The organism is Buchnera aphidicola (Diuraphis noxia), assembly GCF_001700895.1.
GTDB lineage: Bacteria > Pseudomonadota > Gammaproteobacteria > Enterobacterales > Enterobacteriaceae > Buchnera > Buchnera aphidicola_D.
Genome location: NZ_CP013259.1, coordinates 228,831 through 252,319 on the forward strand (window position 1 = coordinate 228,831; position 23,489 = coordinate 252,319).

19 protein-coding genes and 2 pseudogenes are annotated in these 23,489 nt (G+C 26.2%); 1 reads left to right on the forward strand and 20 read right to left on the reverse strand.

Annotated features, from left to right (window positions below):
• Positions 1 to 17: 17 nt before the first annotated feature.
• The 20 genes and pseudogenes from speE to ATN01_RS03205 all read right to left on the reverse strand — a co-directional run bounded on the left by speE (position 18) and on the right by ATN01_RS03205 (position 21,523).
• The gene (gene speE, locus ATN01_RS01055; RefSeq protein WP_075433257.1) at positions 18 to 878 is read right to left on the reverse strand and encodes a polyamine aminopropyltransferase; all 861 of its coding nucleotides are present in this window, start codon (positions 876 to 878) and stop codon (positions 18 to 20) included.
• A 251-nt stretch (positions 879 to 1,129) separates the two neighbouring features.
• Positions 1,130 to 1,828: a 5'-methylthioadenosine/adenosylhomocysteine nucleosidase gene (locus ATN01_RS01060; protein ID WP_075433258.1), complete on the reverse strand. Its 699-nt coding sequence runs from the start codon at positions 1,826 to 1,828 to the stop codon at positions 1,130 to 1,132.
• Positions 1,829 to 1,881: 53 nt separating this feature from the next.
• Positions 1,882 to 2,226, reverse strand: coding sequence for an iron-sulfur cluster insertion protein ErpA (gene erpA, locus ATN01_RS01065; protein ID WP_075433259.1), 345 nt, complete (start codon positions 2,224 to 2,226; stop codon positions 1,882 to 1,884).
• Between the two features lie 200 nt (positions 2,227 to 2,426).
• Positions 2,427 to 3,581 carry a cell division protein FtsZ gene (gene ftsZ / locus ATN01_RS01070; RefSeq protein WP_075433260.1) on the reverse strand — a complete coding sequence of 385 codons (1,155 nt, stop codon included), beginning with the start codon at positions 3,579 to 3,581 and terminating at the stop codon, positions 2,427 to 2,429.
• 57 nt (positions 3,582 to 3,638) lie between these two features.
• Positions 3,639 to 4,895, reverse strand: a complete 1,257-nt coding sequence (ftsA, locus tag ATN01_RS01075) for a cell division protein FtsA (protein WP_075433261.1) — start codon at positions 4,893 to 4,895, stop codon at positions 3,639 to 3,641.
• A gap of 184 nt (positions 4,896 to 5,079) precedes the next feature.
• Positions 5,080 to 6,026: pseudogene (locus ATN01_RS01080) on the reverse strand (D-alanine--D-alanine ligase).
• Positions 6,027 to 6,039: 13 nt separating this feature from the next.
• Positions 6,040 to 7,476: a UDP-N-acetylmuramate--L-alanine ligase gene (gene murC, locus ATN01_RS01085; protein ID WP_075433262.1), complete on the reverse strand. Its 1,437-nt coding sequence runs from the start codon at positions 7,474 to 7,476 to the stop codon at positions 6,040 to 6,042.
• 69 nt (positions 7,477 to 7,545) lie between these two features.
• Entirely contained in the window at positions 7,546 to 8,607 is a 1,062-nt protein-coding gene (gene murG / locus ATN01_RS01090) for an undecaprenyldiphospho-muramoylpentapeptide beta-N-acetylglucosaminyltransferase (RefSeq protein ID WP_075433263.1), read from the reverse strand.
• The gene (gene ftsW / locus ATN01_RS01095) at positions 8,604 to 9,743 is read right to left on the reverse strand and encodes a cell division protein FtsW (RefSeq protein ID WP_075433264.1); all 1,140 of its coding nucleotides are present in this window, start codon (positions 9,741 to 9,743) and stop codon (positions 8,604 to 8,606) included. The genes murG and ftsW overlap by 4 nt, the downstream gene beginning before the upstream one ends.
• 41 nt (positions 9,744 to 9,784) lie before the next feature.
• Positions 9,785 to 11,110, reverse strand: a complete 1,326-nt coding sequence (gene murD / locus ATN01_RS01100) for a UDP-N-acetylmuramoyl-L-alanine--D-glutamate ligase (protein ID WP_075433265.1) — start codon at positions 11,108 to 11,110, stop codon at positions 9,785 to 9,787.
• Entirely contained in the window at positions 11,110 to 12,180 is a 1,071-nt protein-coding gene (gene mraY, locus ATN01_RS01105; RefSeq protein WP_075433266.1) for a phospho-N-acetylmuramoyl-pentapeptide-transferase, read from the reverse strand. The genes murD and mraY overlap by 1 nt, the downstream gene beginning before the upstream one ends.
• Entirely contained in the window at positions 12,161 to 12,796 is a 636-nt protein-coding gene (locus ATN01_RS03125) for a glutamate ligase domain-containing protein (protein WP_335621898.1), read from the reverse strand. The genes mraY and ATN01_RS03125 overlap by 20 nt, the downstream gene beginning before the upstream one ends.
• The gene (locus ATN01_RS03130; RefSeq protein ID WP_236854819.1) at positions 12,724 to 13,539 is read right to left on the reverse strand and encodes a Mur ligase family protein; all 816 of its coding nucleotides are present in this window, start codon (positions 13,537 to 13,539) and stop codon (positions 12,724 to 12,726) included. Before ATN01_RS03130 ends, ATN01_RS03125 begins: the two co-directional genes overlap by 73 nt.
• Position 13,540: 1 nt before the next feature.
• Complete coding sequence (murE, locus tag ATN01_RS01115; RefSeq protein WP_075433267.1) at positions 13,541 to 15,031, reverse strand: UDP-N-acetylmuramoyl-L-alanyl-D-glutamate--2,6-diaminopimelate ligase; 1,491 nt, start codon at positions 15,029 to 15,031, stop codon at positions 13,541 to 13,543.
• An 11-nt stretch (positions 15,032 to 15,042) separates the two neighbouring features.
• The gene (gene ftsI / locus ATN01_RS01120) at positions 15,043 to 16,755 is read right to left on the reverse strand and encodes a peptidoglycan glycosyltransferase FtsI (protein WP_075433612.1); all 1,713 of its coding nucleotides are present in this window, start codon (positions 16,753 to 16,755) and stop codon (positions 15,043 to 15,045) included.
• Between the two features lie 139 nt (positions 16,756 to 16,894).
• Positions 16,895 to 17,098, reverse strand: a complete 204-nt coding sequence (locus tag ATN01_RS01125) for a cell division protein FtsL (RefSeq protein WP_236854822.1) — start codon at positions 17,096 to 17,098, stop codon at positions 16,895 to 16,897.
• 4 nt (positions 17,099 to 17,102) lie between these two features.
• A complete protein-coding gene (gene rsmH, locus ATN01_RS01130; protein ID WP_075433268.1) occupies positions 17,103 to 18,038 on the reverse strand; it encodes a 16S rRNA (cytosine(1402)-N(4))-methyltransferase RsmH in 936 nt (311 codons plus the stop codon).
• Between the two features lie 177 nt (positions 18,039 to 18,215).
• A complete protein-coding gene (gene ilvN, locus ATN01_RS01135) occupies positions 18,216 to 18,695 on the reverse strand; it encodes an acetolactate synthase small subunit (RefSeq protein ID WP_075433269.1) in 480 nt (159 codons plus the stop codon).
• 2 nt (positions 18,696 to 18,697) lie between these two features.
• Positions 18,698 to 20,413 carry a biosynthetic-type acetolactate synthase large subunit gene (gene ilvB / locus ATN01_RS01140; protein WP_075433270.1) on the reverse strand — a complete coding sequence of 572 codons (1,716 nt, stop codon included), beginning with the start codon at positions 20,411 to 20,413 and terminating at the stop codon, positions 18,698 to 18,700.
• A 286-nt stretch (positions 20,414 to 20,699) separates the two neighbouring features.
• Positions 20,700 to 21,523, reverse strand: a pseudogene (locus ATN01_RS03205) (FAD:protein FMN transferase).
• 523 nt (positions 21,524 to 22,046) lie between these two features.
• Between ATN01_RS03205 and degP the strand changes: the two are divergent.
• Positions 22,047 to 23,477 (forward strand): serine endoprotease DegP, encoded by a 1,431-nt coding sequence (degP, locus tag ATN01_RS01155; protein WP_075433271.1) that lies wholly within the window; start codon positions 22,047 to 22,049, stop codon positions 23,475 to 23,477.
• Positions 23,478 to 23,489 lie beyond the last annotated feature (12 nt).

The following is a 23,489-nucleotide window of genomic DNA, read 5'->3' on the forward strand; positions in this document are numbered from 1 at the left end:
TCTCCTATGAAAGGATTTTAATTTTTGTCTAATTCATTAATAATATATTCAGGCAAATAAAAACTGCTGATATGAATTTTAGCATTATAGTAATTAAAAGCTAATTTTGCATTTTTTATACGTGATTGTAGGTTTTTGAGAGTGTTTTTACGATATTCTATATTGTTAGTACCCCATGCAAACATCATTATTCCTCCATAATAAGTTGGAATAGTTGCATGATAAAAACTTGTGTCATGAAAGTGTTTTTTTAAATTTTTTAAAGTCAGAAAAGTTTCTTTTTTTTGTAAAAAAAACACACCATTTTGTGCCACAAAAATACCATTCTTATCAAGACAATTTTTACAGTTTAAGTAAAATTTTGATGAAAATAAATTTTTTCCATATTTTATAGGATCTGTTGAATCTGATATAATTAAATCAAATTTTTCTTTGGTTTTGTTTGTAAAGTTTAAACCATCGTCAATAATTAATTTTAAACGTGAGTCTTTATAAGAATTTTTACTATGATTAGGAAAAAATTTTTTACATATATCAATAATTTCATGATCAATTTCAACCATAGTAATATTTTCAATTGTTTTATGTCTACATACTTCGCGTAGTATACCTCCATCTCCTCCTCCTATTATTAAGACATTTTTTATTAACCCATGAGAAAATACAGGAATATGAGTTAACATTTCATGATATATAAATTCATCTTTTTCAGTTGTTTGAACAACGTCATCTATTACCATAATGTTACCAAAAAAAGAATTCTTGAATATCATTATTTCTTGATAATTAGTTTTTTTTTTATATAATAGTTCGTCAATTAAAAAATGTTGTCCAAAATGACAATAAAGTTTTTCATGCCATATTTTTTTGCAATTCATGGTATTATTTTTTTATCCTATAAAATATAACGTTATAGATTTTTTGTATTAATACAAAATTCTAAGTATATTGTGATAATAGATTTTTTTATTAAATTATTTAAAAGAAGGAAAGTGATTTTATCGAAATAAATTAATTTTTAAAATTTATCTAATATCATTAATTAAAAAAATTTTAAAAAATATTTTCGATAAGATTATCAAAAAAATTATAATAATACTAACTTTTATTACTTTGATTTATATACTTTTTATATTTTTACTATATTTTCTAAAATTATTTTTACTATTTGAAAAGATCGAAAAGATGCAGTACTAATATTTTTTTTAAAATTTACAGTTGCGTTGACATCAGATAAATCAGAAATAGTTTTTATGCAAATTAAAGGAATTGTAAATTGATAACACACTTGTGCTATTGCGGCTGATTCCATATCAACAGCTACTGCAGAAGGAAATTGATTTTTTAATTTTTTTATAGATAAATTGTTATTAATAAAAGTATCTCCACTAATTATTAGTCCTGTATTAAATGTTAATTTAATTTTTTTAGTAATATTTTTTATATATATATATATATCTTTTTTTATTAAAAAATTTTGTGGATATTTAGGTATTTGCCCTAGAGAATAACCAAAATTTGTTAAATTTACATCGTGATAACATATTTTTTTTGGAATGACAATATCGCCAACATTTAATGATGTAATTAAACTTCCGGCGGATCCACTATTAATAATAATGTCTATTTTATACAAATTGATAAGAATCATACATGCTATGCTAGAAGAAACTTTACCTATTCCTGATTTTACTAAAAAGATATTATTTTTTTTAAAAATACTTATATAAATTTTACAATTTCCAATTTTTTTTTTTGTGTATGGAAACATCATGTTTTTTAATGTTTTAATTTCTTGATTGATTGCGCCTATTATTCCAATTTTCATATTCTTATCATGTATATTGAATTATTAAAATTATTGTGTTATTGATATATTTTTCAAATGCTAAATGATGAACCACATCCACATGTATTTTTTGCATTCGGATTAGATACTATAAATTTAGAACCTTCTAGGTTTTCTAAATAATCGATTTTACCTCCATATAAATATTGAGCACTAATAGGATCAATCACTAATGATACATTGAATTGATTTATTATGATATCATCTTTGGTTACTTTGTCGTCAAAAATAAATTGATATTGAAAACCACTACATCCACCTCCACTAATATATATTCTTAACTTTAAGTTATTATTTTTTTTTGTTTTGATAAAATCATTTATTTTATTCGCTGCTTTTTCAGTAAAACTAATATAGTTTTTATATTTATTTTTCATTCTTATTCTTAGAATACATAAAATGTTTATTTTAGCATAAATAAATATTTTTTATATATTTTATATGTTTTATTGTTTAAAAATTAGCCCATGTACCAATAAATTTTTTTGTTATTGGCACAGGCTATTAAGATACAAAGATAATTCATCAATACTTAATTGGAATTTTTTTAAAAATACGTTTTTGTGATACAAAGAGATTAATCTGATCTTTTACGAAGAAAAGATGGAATATCTAAATATTCCGGTTCTTTGTGTGTTTTATTTTCTGTTTTTGTTTTTTCTTGGTTTTTTGTTATTTTATCTATTTTTTTTGGGGAAATATTTAAATATTGATATCGGTAATCCATTAATAATTCTCTAGATGATTTATTTTTTATCTGATTAATATCTGAATTTTTTTCCATTCCAATACCTGTAGCAACAACTGTTACTCTCAGAGTATCATTCATATCGGGATCTAAAGAAGTTCCTATAACTACTGTTGCATTATCAGAAGAGAAAGATCTAATAGTATTTCCTACTGTTTCAAATTCATCTAATTTCAAATCAAACCCAGCAGTAATATTAACTAATACACCGCGTGCACCAGACAAATCTATATCTTCTAATAAAGGACTAGATATAGCAATTTCGGCAGCTTCTTCTGCACGATTTTCTCCTGATGATATACCAGTTCCCATCATTGCATATCCCATTTCTAACATGACAGTACGTACATCAGCAAAGTCTACATTCATTAAACCAGGTCTAGTAATCAACTCGGCAATACCTTGTACAGCTCCTTTTAAAACATTATTCGCAGCACTAAAAGCATCAAGTAAAGAAATACCCCGATTGAGTACTTTTAATAATTTATCATTAGGAATAGTAATTAAAGAATCTACATATTTTGATAATTCTATAATGCCTTGTTCTGCTACAATCATTCTTTTCTTACCTTCAAAATTAAAAGGTTTTGTAACTACAGCAACAGTTAAAATACCTAATTCTTTTGCAATTTCTGCAACTACAGGTGCAGCTCCAGTACCTGTCCCTCCACCCATTCCAGCAGCTATAAAAACCATATCGGAACCATCTAAAGCAGATTTTAATAATTCTTTATCTTCTTCTGCTGAAGTACGGCCAATTTCTGGATTAGCTCCTGCACCTAATCCTTTTGTGATGTTGTTACCTATTTGTATGGTTTGCTCTACCTCTATTTTTCTTAAGGCCTGTGCATCAGTATTAACTGAAAAAAATTCAACTCCTTCGATACGTTCTCTAACCATATGTTCAACTGCGTTTCCACCACCACCTCCAACACCAATGACTTTAATTATTGCGTTGTTGCTTGCTTCTAAAGGTTCCAACATAATTTGTTTCCATTATCTATCATTTATTTATAGAGTTTTAAGTATATTTAATTGTTTTTAAAATTCTTTTTTAAACCAATTATTAAGTTTTTTGAACCATTTTTCAAAAAAAGAAAGTTGTTTTTGTTTTTTTTCAATATTTATATAAAATTCTTTTGCATAATGTAATAAGCCAATTACTGTAGCATAATCTGGTTGACTTATGTTTTCTATTAAACCAGAAATATTCAAAGGTTTAGCAATACGTACTTTTTTATTAAATACTTTTTCTGAACAATCAGTTAAATATGGAATATTTGATCCACCTCCCGTTAATACTATACCACTAGATAATTGATATTTTTCTCCTTGTTTATGAAGTTTTTTTTGTATATTAAAAATTTTATCTTTTACTAAATTTAGTAATTCAATATATCTTGATTCAATAACTTCTATCAACGCATCTTGTTGTAAAATTTTTTGGAAATTACTGTTGATATTAGAGCAATCAATATTTTTAGAGGACCCTAAAGAAGGTTTTATTACAGATCCATATTGCATTTTTATTTTTTCTGCATTAAAATCAGACGTATTAAAAGCATATGAAATATCACTAGTGACAATATTTCCTGCATATGGAATAACTTGACTATGTTGTATATAACCATCGATATAAATAGTAAAATCTATCGTTCCTCCTCCTATATCAATCATACATACACCTAGTTTACGTTCATCTTTATTTAAAACAGCTTTGCTTGAAGCAAGACCTGAAAAAATCATTTGATCAACTTTTACATCACATCTTTCTATAGCTTTAACAATATTTTTTGCTATATTTTGATCACAAGTAATTAAATGTACCTTTACTTGCATGCGTACTCCAGATAGTCCTATAGGATTTTTAATTCCAGATTGTTGATCAATTGAATATTCTTGAGGAATGACGTGTAATATATAATGTTCATTTGGAATTTGAACGGATTTTGCAGTATGGATTACATTTTCTATGTCTTCTTTTGTCACTTCATCTTCAGAAATCGGAACTATACCTATTTCATTTTGACAGTGTATATATTTGTTAGATAAAGAAAGATATACAGAAGTAATATGACAGTCAGCCATAATTTCAGCTTGATTAATAGATTCGCGTATACATGTAACAATTTTATCTAAATTGTTAATTCTTCCTTTATCAATTCCCTTTGATAAACATATTCCATATCCAATGATTTTCAATGTATTATCTACTAATATTTCTCCCACCAAAGTGACAACTTTAGTAGTGCCAACTTCTAAACCGACTACTAACTTTCTATCTTTTGATATAATCATTGTTCTTTGGCCTGTACTTTATTACTTTAGTTATTACTTTTTAATCAAACACAATGTTATTGTTTTTGATGTTTATGCTATAATAAAATTTGATAATTTAAAAAATTTTTAATTTATTTAATAATTTTTTGAACCATTATCTTTTGATATTAATAGTTTTATTTTATTATTTATCAGATAAAATTTAACAAGTTTTACTTGGATAGTTGTTTTTAGATTTCTTTAAGTTTAAAATTAATAAAACTAGTTCATCAAATGATATTCCACTTGCTTTAGCTGCCATTGGAACTAGACTACGATGAGTCATACCAGGTATAGTATTTACTTCTAGTAACCAAAATTGATTTTTTTCATCTAATATAACATCAACTCGTCCACATCCTTTGCAGTTTAATGTTTTCCATGCTAATAGTGCTATTTTTTTTAGTGTTGTTTCTTGCGCTATGTTTAATCCACTAGGACATGAATATTGAGTAGAAAAAGATTGGTATTTAGCATTATAATCATAGAAATTATTGTTTGTATAAATACGAATAATTGGTAATATTTCGTTGTTTAAAATAGATATCGTATATTCTTTTCCTTTTATAAATTTTTCAATTAAAATATCATCATTATAACTACACACAATATTAATGGCATTACTCAATTCTTTTATACAAGATACTAAAGTAATTCCTATGCTCGATCCTTGATTATTTGGTTTTATCAAAATAGGAAATCCTAGTTTTAATATTTTTTGTATTATAGAAGAACTCAACAGTTTTGAGTTTTTTTTTTAATATAAACATCAGGTATTGTGGGTAAATTACAAGATTTCCATAGTAATTTAGTTCTAAATTTATCTATAGATATTGCAGAAGCCATAATCCCACTTCCAGTATAAGGTATATTGAGATATTCGAGAACTCCTTGAATACTCCCATCTTCACCCCCTTTTCCGTGTAACATAATATATACTTTGTCAAACTGTTCTTTTTTTAAATTACAAATAGACGTATTACGTGTATCAATTGCGTGTGCATCAAAACCAGATTTTATTAGACTTTGGAGTATAACATTTCCTGATTGTATTGAAATTTCTCTTTCAGAAGATGTTCCACCAAATAAGACTGCTATTTTTTTTTTCATTGTGTTTTTTCTTTTATTGGTAAATTAATATTTTTTTCATAATTGTATCTATATTTCCTGCTCCTTGTATTAAAATAACATCATTGCCTGTTACTTTAGAAAGAAGTGTAGTCATAATGAAATTGTTATTAGAAATTAATGTTATATCAATTTTTCCAGATTTTTTTATATCTTGGTACAGTGAATAACTATTTGCTCCAGATATAAATTTTTCGTTAGCAGAATATACATTTAATATTAAAAGAGTATCAACTGTTACTAAAACTTTAATAAATTCATAATATAAATTATATGTTCTCGTATATCTATGAGGTTGAAATATCATTATTAAATTTTTTTTTGGCCAACTTGTTCGTATTGTTTTAATAGTTTCAGAAAGCTCCGTAGGATGATGTCCGTAATCATCTATGAGTATAGAATTTTTATTATTAATGTTATCTTTTGTGATTGAAAGATATCCAAGATATTCAAATCTTCTCGCAGTTCCTTGAAAATTTTTTAGTGTTTTAATTATATCTTCAGTTTTTAATCCCTGACTTAAAGAAAAAGCAACAGCGGCAGCTGCATTTAATGCGTTATGTTTACCTGGTATATTTAATTTGATACTTAATTTTATCTTTTTGTTAACAATTAATGAAAAAAATCCAAGAAAAGAATGTTGTCGATAACAGAGAATGCGAATATCTGCGTTTTTATTAAATCCATATGTTATAATTTGACATTTTATTTTGGAAAAAATATTAGGAATAGGAAAATTATCTATGCATATTATCGCTATTCCATGTATTGGTATTTTTTTTAAAAATTTTAAAAACGTTTCTATTAATTGTTGCAAACTATTATAGTGATCCATGTGATCTGATTCAATATTTGTTACGATAGCTATCGTTGGATTTAAATACAGAAATGAAGCATCACTTTCATCAGCTTCTACAATAAAGTATCTAGAAGAACCTAGTGTAGCATAAGAGTTTATAGATTTTATTAATCCACCGTTAATGCAAGTAGGATTTAATCTACTTCTAATACAGATATCTGTAATCATTGAAGTAGTAGTAGTTTTTCCATGTGTACCTGAAATGGCTATGCCAGTTTTAAATTTCATTAATATTTGAAGCATTTCTGCTCTTAATAATATAGGAATATTATATTTTTTAGCAGAAGTAATCTCTGGATTGTTTGATAAAACAGCGCTAGATTTAATAACAAAATCAGAATTTTTAATATTTTTTTTAGAGTGTTTAAAATATATATTAGCTCCTAAGTTAATTAATGTATCTGTAACAGCATTTTTCAATAAGTCAGATCCGCTAATGTTATAACCCAATTTTAACAAAATTAAAGCAATACCTCCCATTCCTGTACCACCGATACCAATAAAATGGATATTTTTTATTTTTTTTTTGTTATAAACAAAAAAATTAATATTTTTTATGTCATTGACATTCATATTTTTATCTTTTAAGATTTAATTTTTAATTTTCAATTTATTTTAATATTTTTTAAAATATAATATTGACTATTCATTAATAGTATCGTGAATAATTTCAGAAATTTTTAATATTGAATCGCGAATTCCTAAAGAATAAGATTGTATTGCCATTTTTAACAGAGTTTCTCTGTTTAACTGATTAATTATATTAATGATTAATGTTGTATTTAAATATTTTTGATCGATGATTTTTGCGGCACCAATACTTTCAAGTTCTTGTGCATTTTTGTGTTGTTGTTTGTCTTTATGTGGGTATGGTATAAAAATTGCTCCTAATCCTACTACAGATATTTCACTGACAGTGAGAGCTCCGGAACGACAAATAATTATGTCTGCCCATTCATATGCAGAAGCTATATTTGTAATAAAAGAAACAATAATACTTGAATTTAATCCTAATTGTTTATATTTTTTTTTGGTTTTTTTAAATTCGAAATTTCCAGATTGATGCCAAACAATAATTTTTTCTTTTAACAAACAAGCGACTTCTGGTAAAATTGTATTTAATATTGAAGCTCCTTGACTCCCTCCAACTACTAATACTCGAATAGGTCCCTCCCTGTTTTTAAAACGGTTTTTAGGTGACGGAATGTTTATTATATTTTCACAAATTGGATTTCCTACTAGTTCTGCATTTTTAAGTGATCCAGAATAAGCCTGCATATTTTTTGTAGATATTTTAGATAGCCATTGATTAGTAAGACCAGCAATTTTGTTTTGTTCATGTAAAATAAATGGAATTTTGGAGCACCAAGCGGCGATTCCTCCTGGACCAGATACGTATCCTCCCATACCTAATATAATGTCTGGAGACCAATTTTTTATTATTTTTTTTACTTTCCAAAAAGATTTTAATATATAAATTGGACAGAAAATTAAGTTTTTTAAACTGGCATTACGTAATCCTTTAATTTCAATAAAATGTATTTTTATTCCATGTTTTGGAATAATTTCAGCTTCAATGTTATTTTTCGTACCAATCCAATTGACATTCCAGCCCATTTTTATTAAAAATTTTGCTATAGTTAAAGCTGGAAAAACATGACCTCCACTGCCACCTGACATAATGATTATTTTTTTTGAAATCATTTCACCTCTTTAGGAAAATCTTGTGATCTTCTTAATCTAATTTCGAAGTCTATTCTTAATAAAAAAAAAATAGCTATTGAATGAATAATTAAACTTGAGCCACCATAACTAATTAGTGGCAAAGTTAATCCTTTAGTAGGTAATATACCAGTTACTGCGCCAACGTTAATTAATGTTTGAAATCCAATCCAAATTCCAATAGAGCAGGCTAAGAATCCTGAAAATATTTGTTTTTTTTCTAATGCTTTTTTTCCAATATACATAGCACGAAAAGAAATGATAAAAATCATTAAAAGTATAAAAAAAGCACCAATATAACCTAATTCTTCCCCGATAATAGAAAATACAAAATCACTATGTGCGTCAGGTAAGTAATCTAATTTTTGTATCGAATTTCCTAATCCTTGACCGAAAAAATTACCTCTTCCTAATGCCATTAAAGATTGTGTTAATTGATAGCCATTGCCAAAAGGATCTTTCCACGGATCCCAAAAAGATGATATTCTTCTCATGCGATAAGGTTCTACTAGGATTAATAAAAAAACCGTTATTGTACTGATAAGTGTAATTATTAAAAATTGTCTTATTTTAGCACCAGAAAGAAATAAAATTGACAAACTAGTAAAAAAAATAACAATAACACTTCCCAAATCAGGTTCAGCCAGCAATAAAGCAGACTCGATTATAATGATGCTGATAGGTTTGAAAAACCCCCAAAAATTATTGCATACTTCTTTTTGTTTACGTGATAAATAACTAGATATATAACAAAAAGATGAAATCTTACATATTTCTGAAGGTTGTATGTGCACAAACCCTATTTTTATCCATCTATAAGATCCACGTGTTGAATGACCTATTAACAGTACAAATATAAGTAATAGAATTGAAATAATTAACATTAATTTACTTTTTTTTTTCCAAAAAATAATTGGTGTACGTAAAAAAATAAAAGATAAAGCAAAGATTAAAAAGAAATAAAATATTTCTCTTTTTACAAAAAAAAATGGATCTTGGTATAAATTTTGACCTATAGGAATAGATGTCGAGAGAACCATAATCAATCCGATTACAGATAAACTTAAACTTAACCAAACTAATACACGATCATATAATATGATATATGAGTTTTTCATATTGAATTTTTTATATATATTTTTAAATTATTTGGGTATTTTCAAGAAGCTATATCTTTTGTTATTTTCATAAAAATATTACCTCTTTCTTCAAAGCTAGAAAATTGATCTAAACTACTACAACCAGGAGATAAAAGTACTGTATCACCTGATATTGCTTCTTTTATAATTAATTTCATTGCCTGTTGTAAAGTATCGAAGTAAATAGATTTTTTTTTACATATTTGTGAAATATTTTTTCCATCTTTTCCAAAGCAGTAAATTTTTATTTTAAATTTTTCAAAATCATCTTTTAGTATATTAAAATTTGCAGATTTGCTATCTCCACCTAACAATAATCTGATTGTTCCAGAAGTATTTAAGGAATTTAAAGCAACTTTTGTACTATTTACATTTGTAGATTTAGAATCGTTTATCCAATCTATTCCCTTTTTTCTATGTATAATTTGAAGTCTATGAGGTAAACTAGAGAATTTTTGCAATGTAGTTATTATACAATGTCTAGGACATTTTATAGAGTCAGAAATAGCTAGAGCAACTAATGCGTTCTGATGATTATGAGCACCCCATAATAATGTTTGACTAATATCTAGTATTTTTTTATTTTTACGAGATAATATAACATTTTTATGGTTATAATGAACTTGATAATCACTGTTTTGAGTACCAAAAGTAATATATTTTTTAGATTTATTGGTCTGAATAACATCATGTAATTTATTTTTTACATTGACAATGCAAATTTCTGCTCTTTGGTAAAGAGATAATTTAATTTTTTTATATTGTTTAAAACCTTCTGGATATCGATTAATATGGTCTTCACTGATATTTAGCACTACTGCAATTTTAGATTTTAAAGTAAATGTATTTTCTAATTGAAAACTAGATAATTCTAATATGTAAAAATCTACTTTTTGATTGAGCATATTCAAAATAGGAACGCCTATATTTCCACCTAAACATACTTTGTAACCTGATTTTTTTGCAATTTTTTCAACCATTGTAGCCACAGTACTTTTTCCATTAGTACCTGTGATTGAAATAATAGGAAAAATGGCTTCTCTTGAAAAAAGTTCTATATCACTAATAATCTCAATTCCTAATGAACGAGCATGTATTAAAATAGGTTTAAATGAAGAAATTCCTGGACTAATAACAATTATATCTGCTTCTAGAATCCATTTATTGTTTAAGTTTCCTAGAAAAAATGGAATGTTTTTAGGGATTTTTTTTAAAAACACAGGATTTTTAGATTCATCAATTATTTTTGGTATTACACCTTTTTTTAAAAAAAAATGAATACATGATATTCCTGTTAATCCAATACCTAAAATTAATATTTTTTTCCCAAAGTAATTGTATTTCATTAACACACCTTGAGTGAAATAAGACTTATTAAAAGTAATATTAATGAAATAATCCAAAATCTTACGATTATTGTAGGTTCTAATATTCCTTTCAGTTCATAATGATGATGAATTGGTGCCATTTTAAAGATTCTTTTTCGTCTGATTTTAAATGATATAACTTGTAAAATAACAGATATAGTTTCGAAAATAAATACTCCACCCATTATTATTAATAATAATTCTTGATGCAATAAAATTGCAATTATTCCTAACGATCCTCCTAATGATAAAGATCCAACATCGCCCATAAATATTTTAGCAGGATAGTTATTGAACCATAAAAAACCTAATCCTGATCCAATAATAGCTGTACATAATATAGATAATTCGCCTGCATTTTTTATATAAGACACATTTAAATACTCAGAATTTTTTATATCTAGACTAAGTAACGATATTAATGTAAAACCACATGACAAAAAAATAACGGGCATAATTGCCAAACCATCTAATCCATCTGTTAAATTAACTGCATTACTAGTACCAACAATTATAAAATAAGATAATAATATGTATAGATAATTAATTTGAATATTTTTTTTACAAAATGGAATATTTAATTCAGTAAAAAAAAGAGTTTTATTATTAATATATATTATATATATTATTCCTAATGCGAGAATAGATAATAAAAAATATTTACATAAAACTGTTAATCCTTGAGAATTTTGATATTTTAACTTTTTATAGTCATCTACAAAACCAATAAAACCATAGCCTAATAAAATACTAACCACATACCAAATGTAATTATTAGATAAATCACAGTATAAAAGAACTGAAAACATTATAGAAAAAATAATAAATAAACCACCCATAGTTGGAACTTTATTTTTTAAGTAATGAGTTTTTGGACCATTGTGTCTTATTGTTTGATATGTTTGTATTTTTTTAAAAAAATATATAAAAATAGGTCCAATATACAAATTGATAAAAAAAGACGTCAACAAACTAAATATTGCACGATATGAAATATATGAAATAGTGTAAAAATAAACATTGAAGTATTTATACAACAAAATTAACATGTTTTTTACTCTCTTTAATGAGATATTCTACTACTTTTTCCATTCTTGTATTACGTGAACCTTTAATTAAAATTGTAATTTTATTTTTATTAAAAAATATTTTTTTTAAATATTTATTTAATTGTCTATGATCAAGGAAATGTTTTCCATTATTAGATATTTTACTGATTTCATAACTTATTTGTCCAATCGTAAGGATTTCATCTATTTTATATAAATTTACAGTATTTCCTATTATTTTATGGTATAAAACACTTTTTTTCCCTAATTCTGACATATCACCGGAAACTAATATTTTATATCCTGGCATTTTATCTAATACCTGAATAGCTGAAATCATAGATGAAACATTAGAATTATAAGTATCGTTAATCAAAATTTTATGCGGTTTTAATTCAATGAGTTCTAATCTTCCAGATAAAATTGGAGTGGCTAATAATCCATTTTTTATTTTTTTTAAGGGTATTTTCAAAGAAAAAGATAAAGCGGTTGCTGCTAATACGTTAGATATATTTTGATATCCTAAAAATGGTAATGAAATATTTATTTTTCCCGACGGGGTATGTATTGTAAAAGATGTACCATGTATGTGAATTTTAATGTCACTAGAAAAAATATCGCTCGATTTTTTTTTTTAATAGAAAAATATATGATATCTTTTTGAGATATATTTTTTTTCCATTGTGAAAGATGATGACTATCTAAGTTGATAATAATTATACCATTAGACTTAAGACCAGAAAATATTTCCGATTTTGCCTTGGAGACTCCTAAAAGTGATTTAAAACCTTCTAAATGAGCATAGTAAATATTGTTTATTAATACGACTTCTGGTCGACTAATTTTACTACTATAAAAAATTTCACCTGGTTGATTTGCACCCAATTCAATGACACCATATTTATGTTTTTTTGTAAGTTGTAGTAAAGTGATCGGAACACCGATGTGATTATTAAAATTACCAATAGTAGATATTGTATTGCCATCTTGTTTTAGTATAGATGATGTCATTTCTTTTACAGAACTTTTACCACAAGAACCTGTAATCGCTAATATTTTTGCATTAGTTGATTGTCTAATCCAAGAAGCAATATCACCTAATGCAATAGATGTATTTTTTACAATAATATAAGAAATACAACATTTGATGTTTTTTTGCATTATAATAGCCGCACATCCTTTGATGATAGCATTTTCTATAAAGTTATGCGCATCAAACTTTTTACCTATTAATACAATAAACAGACAGCCTGGAACAACCTGTTTAGTATCAATAACGATTTTATTTATTACTAAATTTGATCCATATAACTTTCCATTAGTAATTTTAGCTATTTTTTTCAAGGATAGAGAAATCATTTTATTTTTCCAATAAATTTAAAACTACTTTTTTATCTGAATAATTAATATGTTTATTTTGAATAATTTGTTTGTCTTCATGACCTTTTCCTGCTAAAAAAATTATATGATCATCTTGTGATTGATGAAACGCATAAGATATTGCTTGTTTTCTATTTGGAATAATGAAAATTTTTTTTGGGTTTTTACAACCATTTAAAATATCATTAATAATATTTTCTTCTTTTTCATTTCTTGGGTTGTCATTAGTAATAATGACTTTATTTGCTATTTTTTCGGCGATAGAACCCATTAGAGGACGTTTTTTTTTATCTCTATTTCCACCACATCCAAATATACACCATATATAAGATTGATTATAATGTAAACGAATTGAATTCAGTGCTTTTTTTAATGCATCTGGAGTATGTGCATAATCAATAATGAAAACGAGTTTGTTGTTATGAAACACAGTCTCCATTCGACCATTTATAGGCTGTATTTTATATGATGTATTTATAAGATCATATATCTTATAACCTAATTCTAAAAGACAAGCTAATGATAATAATAAGTTTATAGCATTAAAGTCTCCTATTAAGTAGGATTTTATATTACCTGAACCCCAACTAGATTCAAAAGTGATATTAGTGCCATTTTTATCATATTGAAGATGAGTAGCATTAATCCATTTGGTTGCATATTTTTTTTGTGTACTATCTTTAATAGTAACTGCTATCGTATAGACATTAAATAATCTTCTTAGCCAAATTTGTCCACATTTATCATTTGCATTTAATATTACTTTTTTTATTTTATGTTTAGAAAAAAATGACCATTTAGCTGATTTATAATTTTCCATGTTTCCATGAAAATCTAAATGATCTTGACTGATATTTGTCAATATTCCAATATGAAAAGGAATCTCTTTAACTCGATTTTGTACTAAACCGTGTGATGATACTTCCATAGTCACTAATTTAGTTTTTTTTTCTACTGCCATATATAAAAATGATTGTATGTAAATAGCTTCAGGTGTAGTATTTTTTGTTACATGTAAAGATTTTAAAAAACCATTTCCTAAAGTTCCCATAGTTGCTATTTTTGTCCCTAAAATTTCACTCCATTGATTAATTAATTGTGTTACTGTTGTTTTTCCATTAGTGCCAGTTATTCCGATGATTTTTATTTTTTTTCCTGGTGCTTTGTAAAAACGACTTGCTAATGTTGAAATATTTTTAGAAAGTTTAAAAAAATAAATAATAGGAATACAATGAATATATTTACATATTCCATGATCTACTTTTTTTTGTGTTTCGTATAGAATAGCTGCTACTTTCTTATGAATTGCATCATAAATAAAACTTCGTCCATCTCTTTTTGTTCCTAATATAGCAATAAATAAACTTCCTTCAATTAAAGTTCTACTGTCTGTTGTTAAAGATAAAACATTTCTATTCGGTACATCTTTTATCCAAGGTGATAATAAATATTTTAGTGAAATATTGTGCATTTAAACCTTTTTTATGCGTTATCTTGTTTGATATTCATTTTTTTTAATATTAATTGCATTATACTACTAAAAACTGGAGCAGAAATTGCACCTCCATAATATTCTTTGCCTTTAGGATTATCAATAACTACTATTAATGAAAATTTTGGATTACTAGCTGGTGCTATTCCTGCAGTATAAGCAACATATTGATTGATATAAGTTCCATGTATGCCAACTTTTTTTACAGTACCTGTTTTAATTGCTACACGATATCCTTTTACAGCTGCTTTTATACCTCCACCTCCTGTTTTAGCGACGCTTTCCATCATATGGATTACGTTTTTTACATATTTTTTAGGGAAAACTCGTATTCCTCTGACGGGTGTATCAATTTTTATAATCGAAAGAGGACGATAAATTCCATAACTTCCAATTGTTGCATATAATCGTGCTAATTGAAGAGGAGTTACCATTAATCCATATCCGAATGAGAAAGTCGCTTTTTCTAAATTAGACCAGTTTTTTTTTCTTGGGAAAAAACCATTTTGTTCTCCAATCAAACCTAATTGAGTAGGTTTTCCTAATCCAAACTTCATATAAGTCTCAACTAATTGTTTGGTCGGAATAGATAATGCAATTCTTGATACACCTACATTACTTGATTTTTGTAATATTCCTGTTATAGATAGTTGATTGTAATATGACACATCTTTTATTTTATGTTTTTTTATTAAATATGGTTTTGTATTAATTACTGAGTTTGTTTGAATTATTCCTAACTTTAAGGCTTCCATTATGACGATTGGTTTTACTGTAGAACCAGGTTCAAACATATCTGTAATAGCTCTATTACGAATATTTTTTGCAAGAACATGCAGCATATTATTTGGATTATATGCAGGGCTATTTGCCATTGAGAGAATTTCTCCAGTTTCAATGTCAATTAAAACAGCAGTTCCTGAATCAGCTTTATTATTTTTAACAGCTTGATCTAATTCATTATATACAATAGTTTGTAATCTTTTGTCTATACTCAAAGTTAAATTATTAGATACAGATTTATCAACTAAAGATGTTTGTTCAATAATTTGTCCTTTTTTATCTTTTCTAATCGTTCTTTTTCCTGGTTTTCCTATCAATAATTTATTAAAACTTTTTTCAATCCCTTCAATACCTTCACCATCTATATTAGTCAATCCTATTAATTGAGCAGCTATTTTCCCAGAAGTATAATATCTTTTTGATTCTTCTTGTAAGAAAATCCCAGACAGTTGTAATTGTTTAATATAATTTCCAATTTCTGGAGAAATTTGTCGAGCTAGATAAATAAATTTTGATTTTTTATTTTTATTAATGTTATAAATAATGTTTTTTAAAGGAATCGAAATAGCTTCTGATAACGCTTTCCAACGTAAATCATTTGTAATATTTTTTTGATTGTTTAATATTACTGTAGGATTAGCACATACAGCATTAACTAATACAGTAACAGCCAATGGATATCCTAATCGATCGTGTATAATTCCTCTTGTACTAAGTAGAGATTCTATTCTTAAAGTTCGCCGATCTCCTTCATTTATTAGTTCTTCTTTATGAATAATTTGTAAAAAAAATATACGTAATGTTAAAATTATAAAAGATAAGAAAATAAAACTACATAATATAAAAAAACGGCAATTTATATACACACTTTTTTTAAATTTTTTTTCTTTAGAAAAATTAATATTTTTTTTGTTATACATTTTTTTAGAGAACATTGATTAATTTAAATTATCTGATTTAAACTATTGACTTGATACTTTTATGTATTTTAAAAGTTAATTGATAGAAATTATTTTTTTGAGATATGAGATGAAACAAATAAAGTATTTTTTTCAATGATTAAATTTCTCCATTCATTGTTTTTTTTTTTTTAATACGAAGAAGATTTTCTTCTTCTGAAATTAGTAAACGAGTTTTATAGACTGTAATAACAGTACAACTGGCAGATATTAAAATGGCTATCAATAAAATTAAGTGTATTTTCCAATTTGAAAGAAAATCATTTTTTATTATTTGAATTAGATCATAACGTTGAATTTTCATTGTTTTATTTTTTTTCTGCAGTACGGAGTATTGCGCTCCTTGATCTTGGGTTTTTCTTTATTTCATTCTGAGTAGGTAAAATACGATGAATAATTTTTAATTTAGATGTTTTTAATTTATTTAATTGTACTTCTGTAATTGGCATTCCATATGGAACGCTGGCTTTTCTACTGTTTTTTATCATAAATTGTTTTACAATTCTATCTTCTAGAGAATGAAAACTAATAATGGAAATACGTCCTCCTGGTATTAGTATTTTTAAGGTATTGTTTAAAGCTTTTTTAATTTCCTCTAGTTCCTCATTAATATAAATTCTAATAGCTTGAAAAGTTCTTTTTGCTGGATGTTTAAATTTGTTTTTTATAGGTATTGCATTTTTGATAATATCAACTAATTCTTTAGTAGTTGTTATTTTTTTTTGGCGATTTTTATTTTTAATAGCATAAGCTATTCTTTTTGAAAAAATTTCTTCTCCAAAATTTTTTAATATATAAGAGATAGTATGAACATCACTCTTAAATAACCAGTCTGATGCAGAAATCCCACAATTAGGATTCATGCGCATGTCTAAAGGACCATCTTGTTTAAATGAAAAACCTCTTTTATAATCATCAATTTGTAATGAAGAAAGACCTAAATCAAAAATTATTCCATTCACTTTTCCTATTATTTTTTTATTTTCAGCATAATTTAATAAATTAGAAAATTTTTCATGAATTATATGAAAACGAGAATCTTGAATATTTTCCCCTATAGCTATAGCACTAGGATCTTTATCAAACGAATATAGCGTGCCATTTTTCCCTAAATATTTCAAAATTTCTTTTGAATGCCCACCAGAACCAAATGTGCTATCAATATAGATGCCATTTTTTTTTATTTTCAAAGATTGTATTAATTCTTTTTTCATTACTGGAATATGTTTAAGTATGTCATTCATTTTAATTTTTATAGTAGTTTATTATTTATACACGGTCACTAAATTTAAATGACCATGTTTAACAAAATTGATTTAATTTATAAAATTAAACTTAAAAAATTTAAAAAAATAAATATTTTTTGCATATACATATAAAAAAATAATAAAATCACATATTATTTTTTATAAAACAGCAACTTATCCTCGTGAAATACCTACTATGCCAGAACGACTTATTTCTATGATATCTGATATCTTTCTTATAACTTTTAAAAAAGAATTTAATTTTTTTGTTGTTCCAGATAATTGTAGTATATATGTTGTAGATGTCATATCTACAATTTGACCTCTAAACACTTCAGTAGTATGTTTAATATCATCTCTCTTAGAAGAAGTATTAATCTGGACTTTAACTAACATAATTTCGCGTTCTATATGAGAAAATTGGTCAATCTGAACAACTCTTAATACATCTATTAATTTATGCAGTTGTTTTTCGATTTGCTCAATATTTTTTTCATCTCCGATTGTTTGTATAGTCATTTTTGATAGAGTTGGATCTTCAGTTGGTGCAAGTGTTATCGTTTCTATGTTATATCCTCTTTGGGAAAAAAGCCCTATTACTCTTGACAGTGCACCTGATTCATTTTCTAATAAAATAGACAAAATTCTGCGCATCTTTAAAATTCCTCTTTTTTCCTTAGCCACATGTCATTCATTCCACCACCTTGGATTTGCATAGGATAAACATGCTCAGAACTATCGATTTTAATATCAACGAAAACTAAATTTCCAGTAGATAGTTTTTGTAATGCCAGTATTAGTTTTTCTTTTAATTCTAGAGGTTGGCTAATTTGAATTCCAATATGTCCATAAGATTCTACTAATTGTATAAAATTTGGTAGTGAATCCATATAAGAATGAGAATGTCGTCCACAATAAATCATATCTTGCCATTGTTTAACCATACCTAAAGAAGCATTATTCAGGTTAATAATTAATATAGCTAAATTATATTGTCGTGCTGTAGATAATTCTTGGATATTCATTTGAATGCTGCCATCTCCAGTTATACAAATAACTGTGTCTTTAGGGAAACCTAATTTGACACCTAAAGCAGCAGGAAATCCAAATCCCATGGTACCTAATCCACCTGAATTAATCCAGCGTCTAGGTTTATTAAAAGGATAATATAATGCAGTAAACATTTGATGTTGACCGACATCTGAAGTTATATAAGCATCACCTTTGGTGAGTTGAAAAAGAGTTTCGATAACTTTTTGAGGTTTAATTTTTTTGTTATTTTCATAGTATTTTAAACTATTAACTTTTTTCCATTTTTCAATACAGTTCCACCAATTTTTTAAACAAAAAATATGTTGTTCTGATTTTAATATTTTGAGCATTTGTTGTAAAACGTATTTCGCGTCTCCTACAATAGGTATATGCGCTGAAACAGTTTTAGAAATCGAAGTAGGATCAATATCAATATGTACAACAATAGCGTTAGGACAATATTTTTTTAAATTATTTGTTGTTCGATCATCGAATCTAACACCAATAGCAAAAATTACATCAGCATGATGCATTGCCATATTTGCTTCATAAGTACCATGCATACCCAACATAGCAATACTTTGAGGATGATTTCCTGGGAAGACACCTAATCCCATTAAAGAAGTAGTCACAGGACAATTTGTTTTTTCTGCAAATTCAAGTAATTCTTTATGACATTTGGAACTAATTACCCCCCCGCCAGCATAAATAACTGGTTGTTTAGCTTTGAGTAATCTATATAAAGCTTTTTGAATTTGTTTTTTATGCCCCTTAGTTGTGGGATTATATGATCTGATATTAACACTATCTGGCCATTTAAAAAAATATTTACTTTTTTTCTTTAAAATATCTTTTGGTAAATCAATAACGATTGGTCCCGGACGTCCACTTTCTGCTAACCAAAAAGCTTTTTTAAAAGTAATTGGTATATCTTCAGTTTTTTTAACTAAAAAACTATGTTTGACTATTGGACGAGAAACACCGATCATATCGCATTCTTGAAAAGCATCATAACCAATTAATAATGAAGCAACTTGACCTGATATTACCACCATAGGAATTGAGTCCATATATGCAGTAGCGATGCCAGTAATAGCATTAGTTGCACCTGGTCCTGAAGTGACTAATACCACTCCTGTTTTACCAGTAGAACGGGCATATCCATCAGCCATATGAGTTGCTGCTTGTTCGTGTCTAACTAGAATATGTTCAATTCCACCAATAGTTTTTAGAGCGTCATAAATATCTAGTACAGCTCCACCAGGATAACCAAATATATGTTGTATTCCTTGATTAATTAATGATCTAACGACCATTTCGGCTCCTGACAATATTTCCATTTTTTCCTCCAGGATACTAATTTAGTATTAGGTTTTATTTCCTAGTTCGCTATCTATCAGATTATCCTGTAGTTTATCTAGATAAAATTAGCGCTATTTAATATAAAAAATTTTTAAAATAGTTTTTCGATATTTTTCAAATAGTTCTTATGTTAAAAATAAAAACTATTATTTTTGTTAATGATGTAATTTTTTATTATTACAAATATATCAGATATTATCAATTAGTAGAATCTAATTAAATGCAATTTATATTGATTAATTATTGTCATGATTTAAAAGTATTTTACTTAAGTAAAAATTTTCTAAATTGAGGAGATGTCCATGTTGAAAAAGTATTTTTTTTTTGAGTGATAAGACAAACTGCTAATTTTTCTTTTAGTATTAATTTTTTTGCTTTTTTAAATCCCATGATAAGTAATCCTGAATCCCATCCGTCTGCTTCTAAAGCAGTTGAAGAAATAACACTAACAGAAACTAAATTATGTGTTATAGGTTTTCCAGTTCTAGGATTGATTAAGTGACAAATACGTTTTCCTTTAAGATAATAATAGTTACGGTAACATCCAGCCGTACTGATGGCACCATTTTTTAAATTTATTAATAAATGAATTGATTGGTTTTGATCTATAGGTTTTTGAATTGCAATTATTTTAGACTGTTTTTCATTTTTTTCTGTTTCTGTTAATACAGTTCCTCCAACTGAAATAGTATAGTTGTTTATCTTTTTTTTTTAAGTATATACGATATATGATCTGTAGCAAAACCTTCACCTAAAGTTGAAAGATTAATTTCTATACCATTGATATCTTTTGTTAAATATATTTTAGAATTTTTCTTAATAATTTTTAAGTGTCTACTTCCAAAATCAAACATATTATTTTGTATTTTTTTCATAGAAGGATAAATAGTAGGTTTTTCTCTAGTGCCAAATCCCCATATATTAATTAATTTACCAACTGTAATATCTAATTTTCCATTAGTTTTTTTGTTTATTTTCATTGCTTGTGAAATGATATGATAAAAATTTCTATTAATTATTTGCAGTTCATTTTTTTTACGCTTATTAAATTGAGATACTATAGAATTTTCCTTCCAAGAAGAAAGCATTTTTTCATCTTTATCTAAAGATTTTTTTATTAAATTATAAATTTGTATTTTTTTTTTAGATTTGGGATTTTTACTTGCCAATATGTCCCCATAGTTCTTCCTGTTAAAGTTGTAACGTGTATTGTTTTTTTGAATATTGTTAAAAATTGATTATGAAAAACGATTAGAAAAAACAAAAAATATAAAAAAATATTAAATATAATTTTGAAAAACATAAATATCTATAATCCTTTTTTTAATCACAAGTATTATTTTTCAAACTATAAAATCGTATACTTTTTTAAAGTATAATAATTTATAAACATTTTTTATATTTGAAAAATAAGTATGCATTTTTTAATTTATTTTAAAACTTTAATTTCATATTAGTATATATTTTTTAAATTTATTTTTTATAGATATTAACGATTCGTGGAGTTCAAGAGTGATGAAGTGTATAATGAAATATCTTCTGTTTTTGTAATGATTACTATGAAAAATAAAGTTCATTTATAGATTAGATTGTAATAATGAGAAAGAAACAATGAAAAGAATAAAGATGATAATATTAAGCGAAGTAATGTTATTTTTCATGCTATTACTAAGTTTTGGAATGTCTTCAGGTAATTTGGATAAAAATAATAATTTTTCTAACGAAATAGCTCCTAGTTTGGCACCAATGTTAGAAAAAGTAATGCCTTCAGTTATTAGTATTAATATTGAAGGAAGTACTATAATACGTGGTTCTCGTTTACCGCATCAATTTCAACCATTTTTTGGTGATAATTCTCCGTTTTGTCAAGGTAATTCGCCATTTCGACATTCTCCTTTTTGTGATGTGAATCCAAATTCTGAAAATACACATGAAAAGTTTCATGCATTGGGTTCTGGAGTAATTATTGATGCTGAAAAAGGATATGCAGTAACAAATAATCATGTTGTAGAAAATGCTAATAAAATTCAAGTACAGTTAAGTGACGGGCGTCGTTATGAAGCTAAAATAATCGGAAAAGATCCGCGTTCTGATATTGCTTTAATACAATTAAAAGACGCAAATAATTTAAGTGCAATAAAAATTGCTGATTCTGACAGTTTAAGAGTAGGAGATTATACTGTAGCTATCGGAAATCCATATGGTCTTGGTGAAACTGTTACGTCAGGTATTATTTCTGCTTTGGGTCGTAGTGGACTAAATATTGAACATTATGAAAATTTTATTCAGACTGATGCAGCAATTAATCGCGGTAATTCTGGTGGAGCATTAGTGAATTTAAACGGTGAATTAATAGGTATTAATACGGCTATTTTAGCGCCAGATGGTGGTAATATTGGAATAGGTTTTGCGATACCAGGGAATATGGTGAAGAACGTCACTGCACAAATGGTTCAATTTGGACAAGTTAGACGAGGAGAACTTGGAATTATAGGTATGGAATTAAACTCAGATTTAGCAAAAATTATGAAGATAAATGCACAAAAAGGTGCATTTGTAAGTCAAGTTTTACCTAATTCCTCTGCATTTGAATCAGGTATTAAAGCTGGTGACATCATCATTTCTTTAAATAAAAAACCTATTTCTAGTTTTTCTGCATTACGTGCCGAAGTTAGTTCTTTACCAGTTACTACGAAAATGGAATTAGGAATATTTAGAGAAGGAAAAATTAGAAATATTATTGTAGAATTAAAACATTCTTTAAACCATAATCTAAATTTAGATAATAATTATTTAGGAATTGAAGGTGCAAATTTTAGTGATTATTTATTAAATGGAGAAAAAGGCGTAAAAGTAGAAAATGTAGAATCAAATACTGCGGCGTCAAAAATTGGTTTTAAAAAAGATGATATTATAATAGCAGTTAATCAAAAAATTATAACAAATGTAGAAGAACTAAGGATGATTCTAAATAGTAAACCAAAAATATTAGTTTTTAGTGTAAAACGAGGTAATTATAGCATTTATTTAGTAAGCGAATAATTTTTGATATTT

Coding starts and splice junctions, on each gene's coding strand:
- speE (WP_075433257.1), bottom strand. CDS start 878: ATGAATTGCAAAAAAATATGGCATGAAAAACTTTATTGTCATTTTGGA.
- ATN01_RS01060 (WP_075433258.1), bottom strand. CDS start 1,828: ATGAAAATTGGAATAATAGGCGCAATCAATCAAGAAATTAAAACATTA.
- erpA (WP_075433259.1), bottom strand. CDS start 2,226: ATGAAAAATAAATATAAAAACTATATTAGTTTTACTGAAAAAGCAGCG.
- ftsZ (WP_075433260.1), bottom strand. CDS start 3,581: ATGTTGGAACCTTTAGAAGCAAGCAACAACGCAATAATTAAAGTCATT.
- ftsA (WP_075433261.1), bottom strand. CDS start 4,895: ATGATTATATCAAAAGATAGAAAGTTAGTAGTCGGTTTAGAAGTTGGC.
- murC (WP_075433262.1), bottom strand. CDS start 7,476: ATGAATGTCAATGACATAAAAAATATTAATTTTTTTGTTTATAACAAA.
- murG (WP_075433263.1), bottom strand. CDS start 8,607: ATGATTTCAAAAAAAATAATCATTATGTCAGGTGGCAGTGGAGGTCAT.
- ftsW (WP_075433264.1), bottom strand. CDS start 9,743: ATGAAAAACTCATATATCATATTATATGATCGTGTATTAGTTTGGTTA.
- murD (WP_075433265.1), bottom strand. CDS start 11,110: ATGAAATACAATTACTTTGGGAAAAAAATATTAATTTTAGGTATTGGA.
- mraY (WP_075433266.1), bottom strand. CDS start 12,180: ATGTTAATTTTGTTGTATAAATACTTCAATGTTTATTTTTACACTATT.
- ATN01_RS03130 (WP_236854819.1), bottom strand. CDS start 13,539: ATGATTTCTCTATCCTTGAAAAAAATAGCTAAAATTACTAATGGAAAG.
- murE (WP_075433267.1), bottom strand. CDS start 15,031: ATGCACAATATTTCACTAAAATATTTATTATCACCTTGGATAAAAGAT.
- ftsI (WP_075433612.1), bottom strand. CDS start 16,755: ATGTATAACAAAAAAAATATTAATTTTTCTAAAGAAAAAAAATTTAAA.
- ATN01_RS01125 (WP_236854822.1), bottom strand. CDS start 17,098: ATGAAAATTCAACGTTATGATCTAATTCAAATAATAAAAAATGATTTT.
- rsmH (WP_075433268.1), bottom strand. CDS start 18,038: ATGAATGACATACTTAAACATATTCCAGTAATGAAAAAAGAATTAATA.
- ilvN (WP_075433269.1), bottom strand. CDS start 18,695: ATGCGCAGAATTTTGTCTATTTTATTAGAAAATGAATCAGGTGCACTG.
- ilvB (WP_075433270.1), bottom strand. CDS start 20,413: ATGGAAATATTGTCAGGAGCCGAAATGGTCGTTAGATCATTAATTAAT.
- degP (WP_075433271.1), top strand. CDS start 22,047: ATGAAAAGAATAAAGATGATAATATTAAGCGAAGTAATGTTATTTTTC.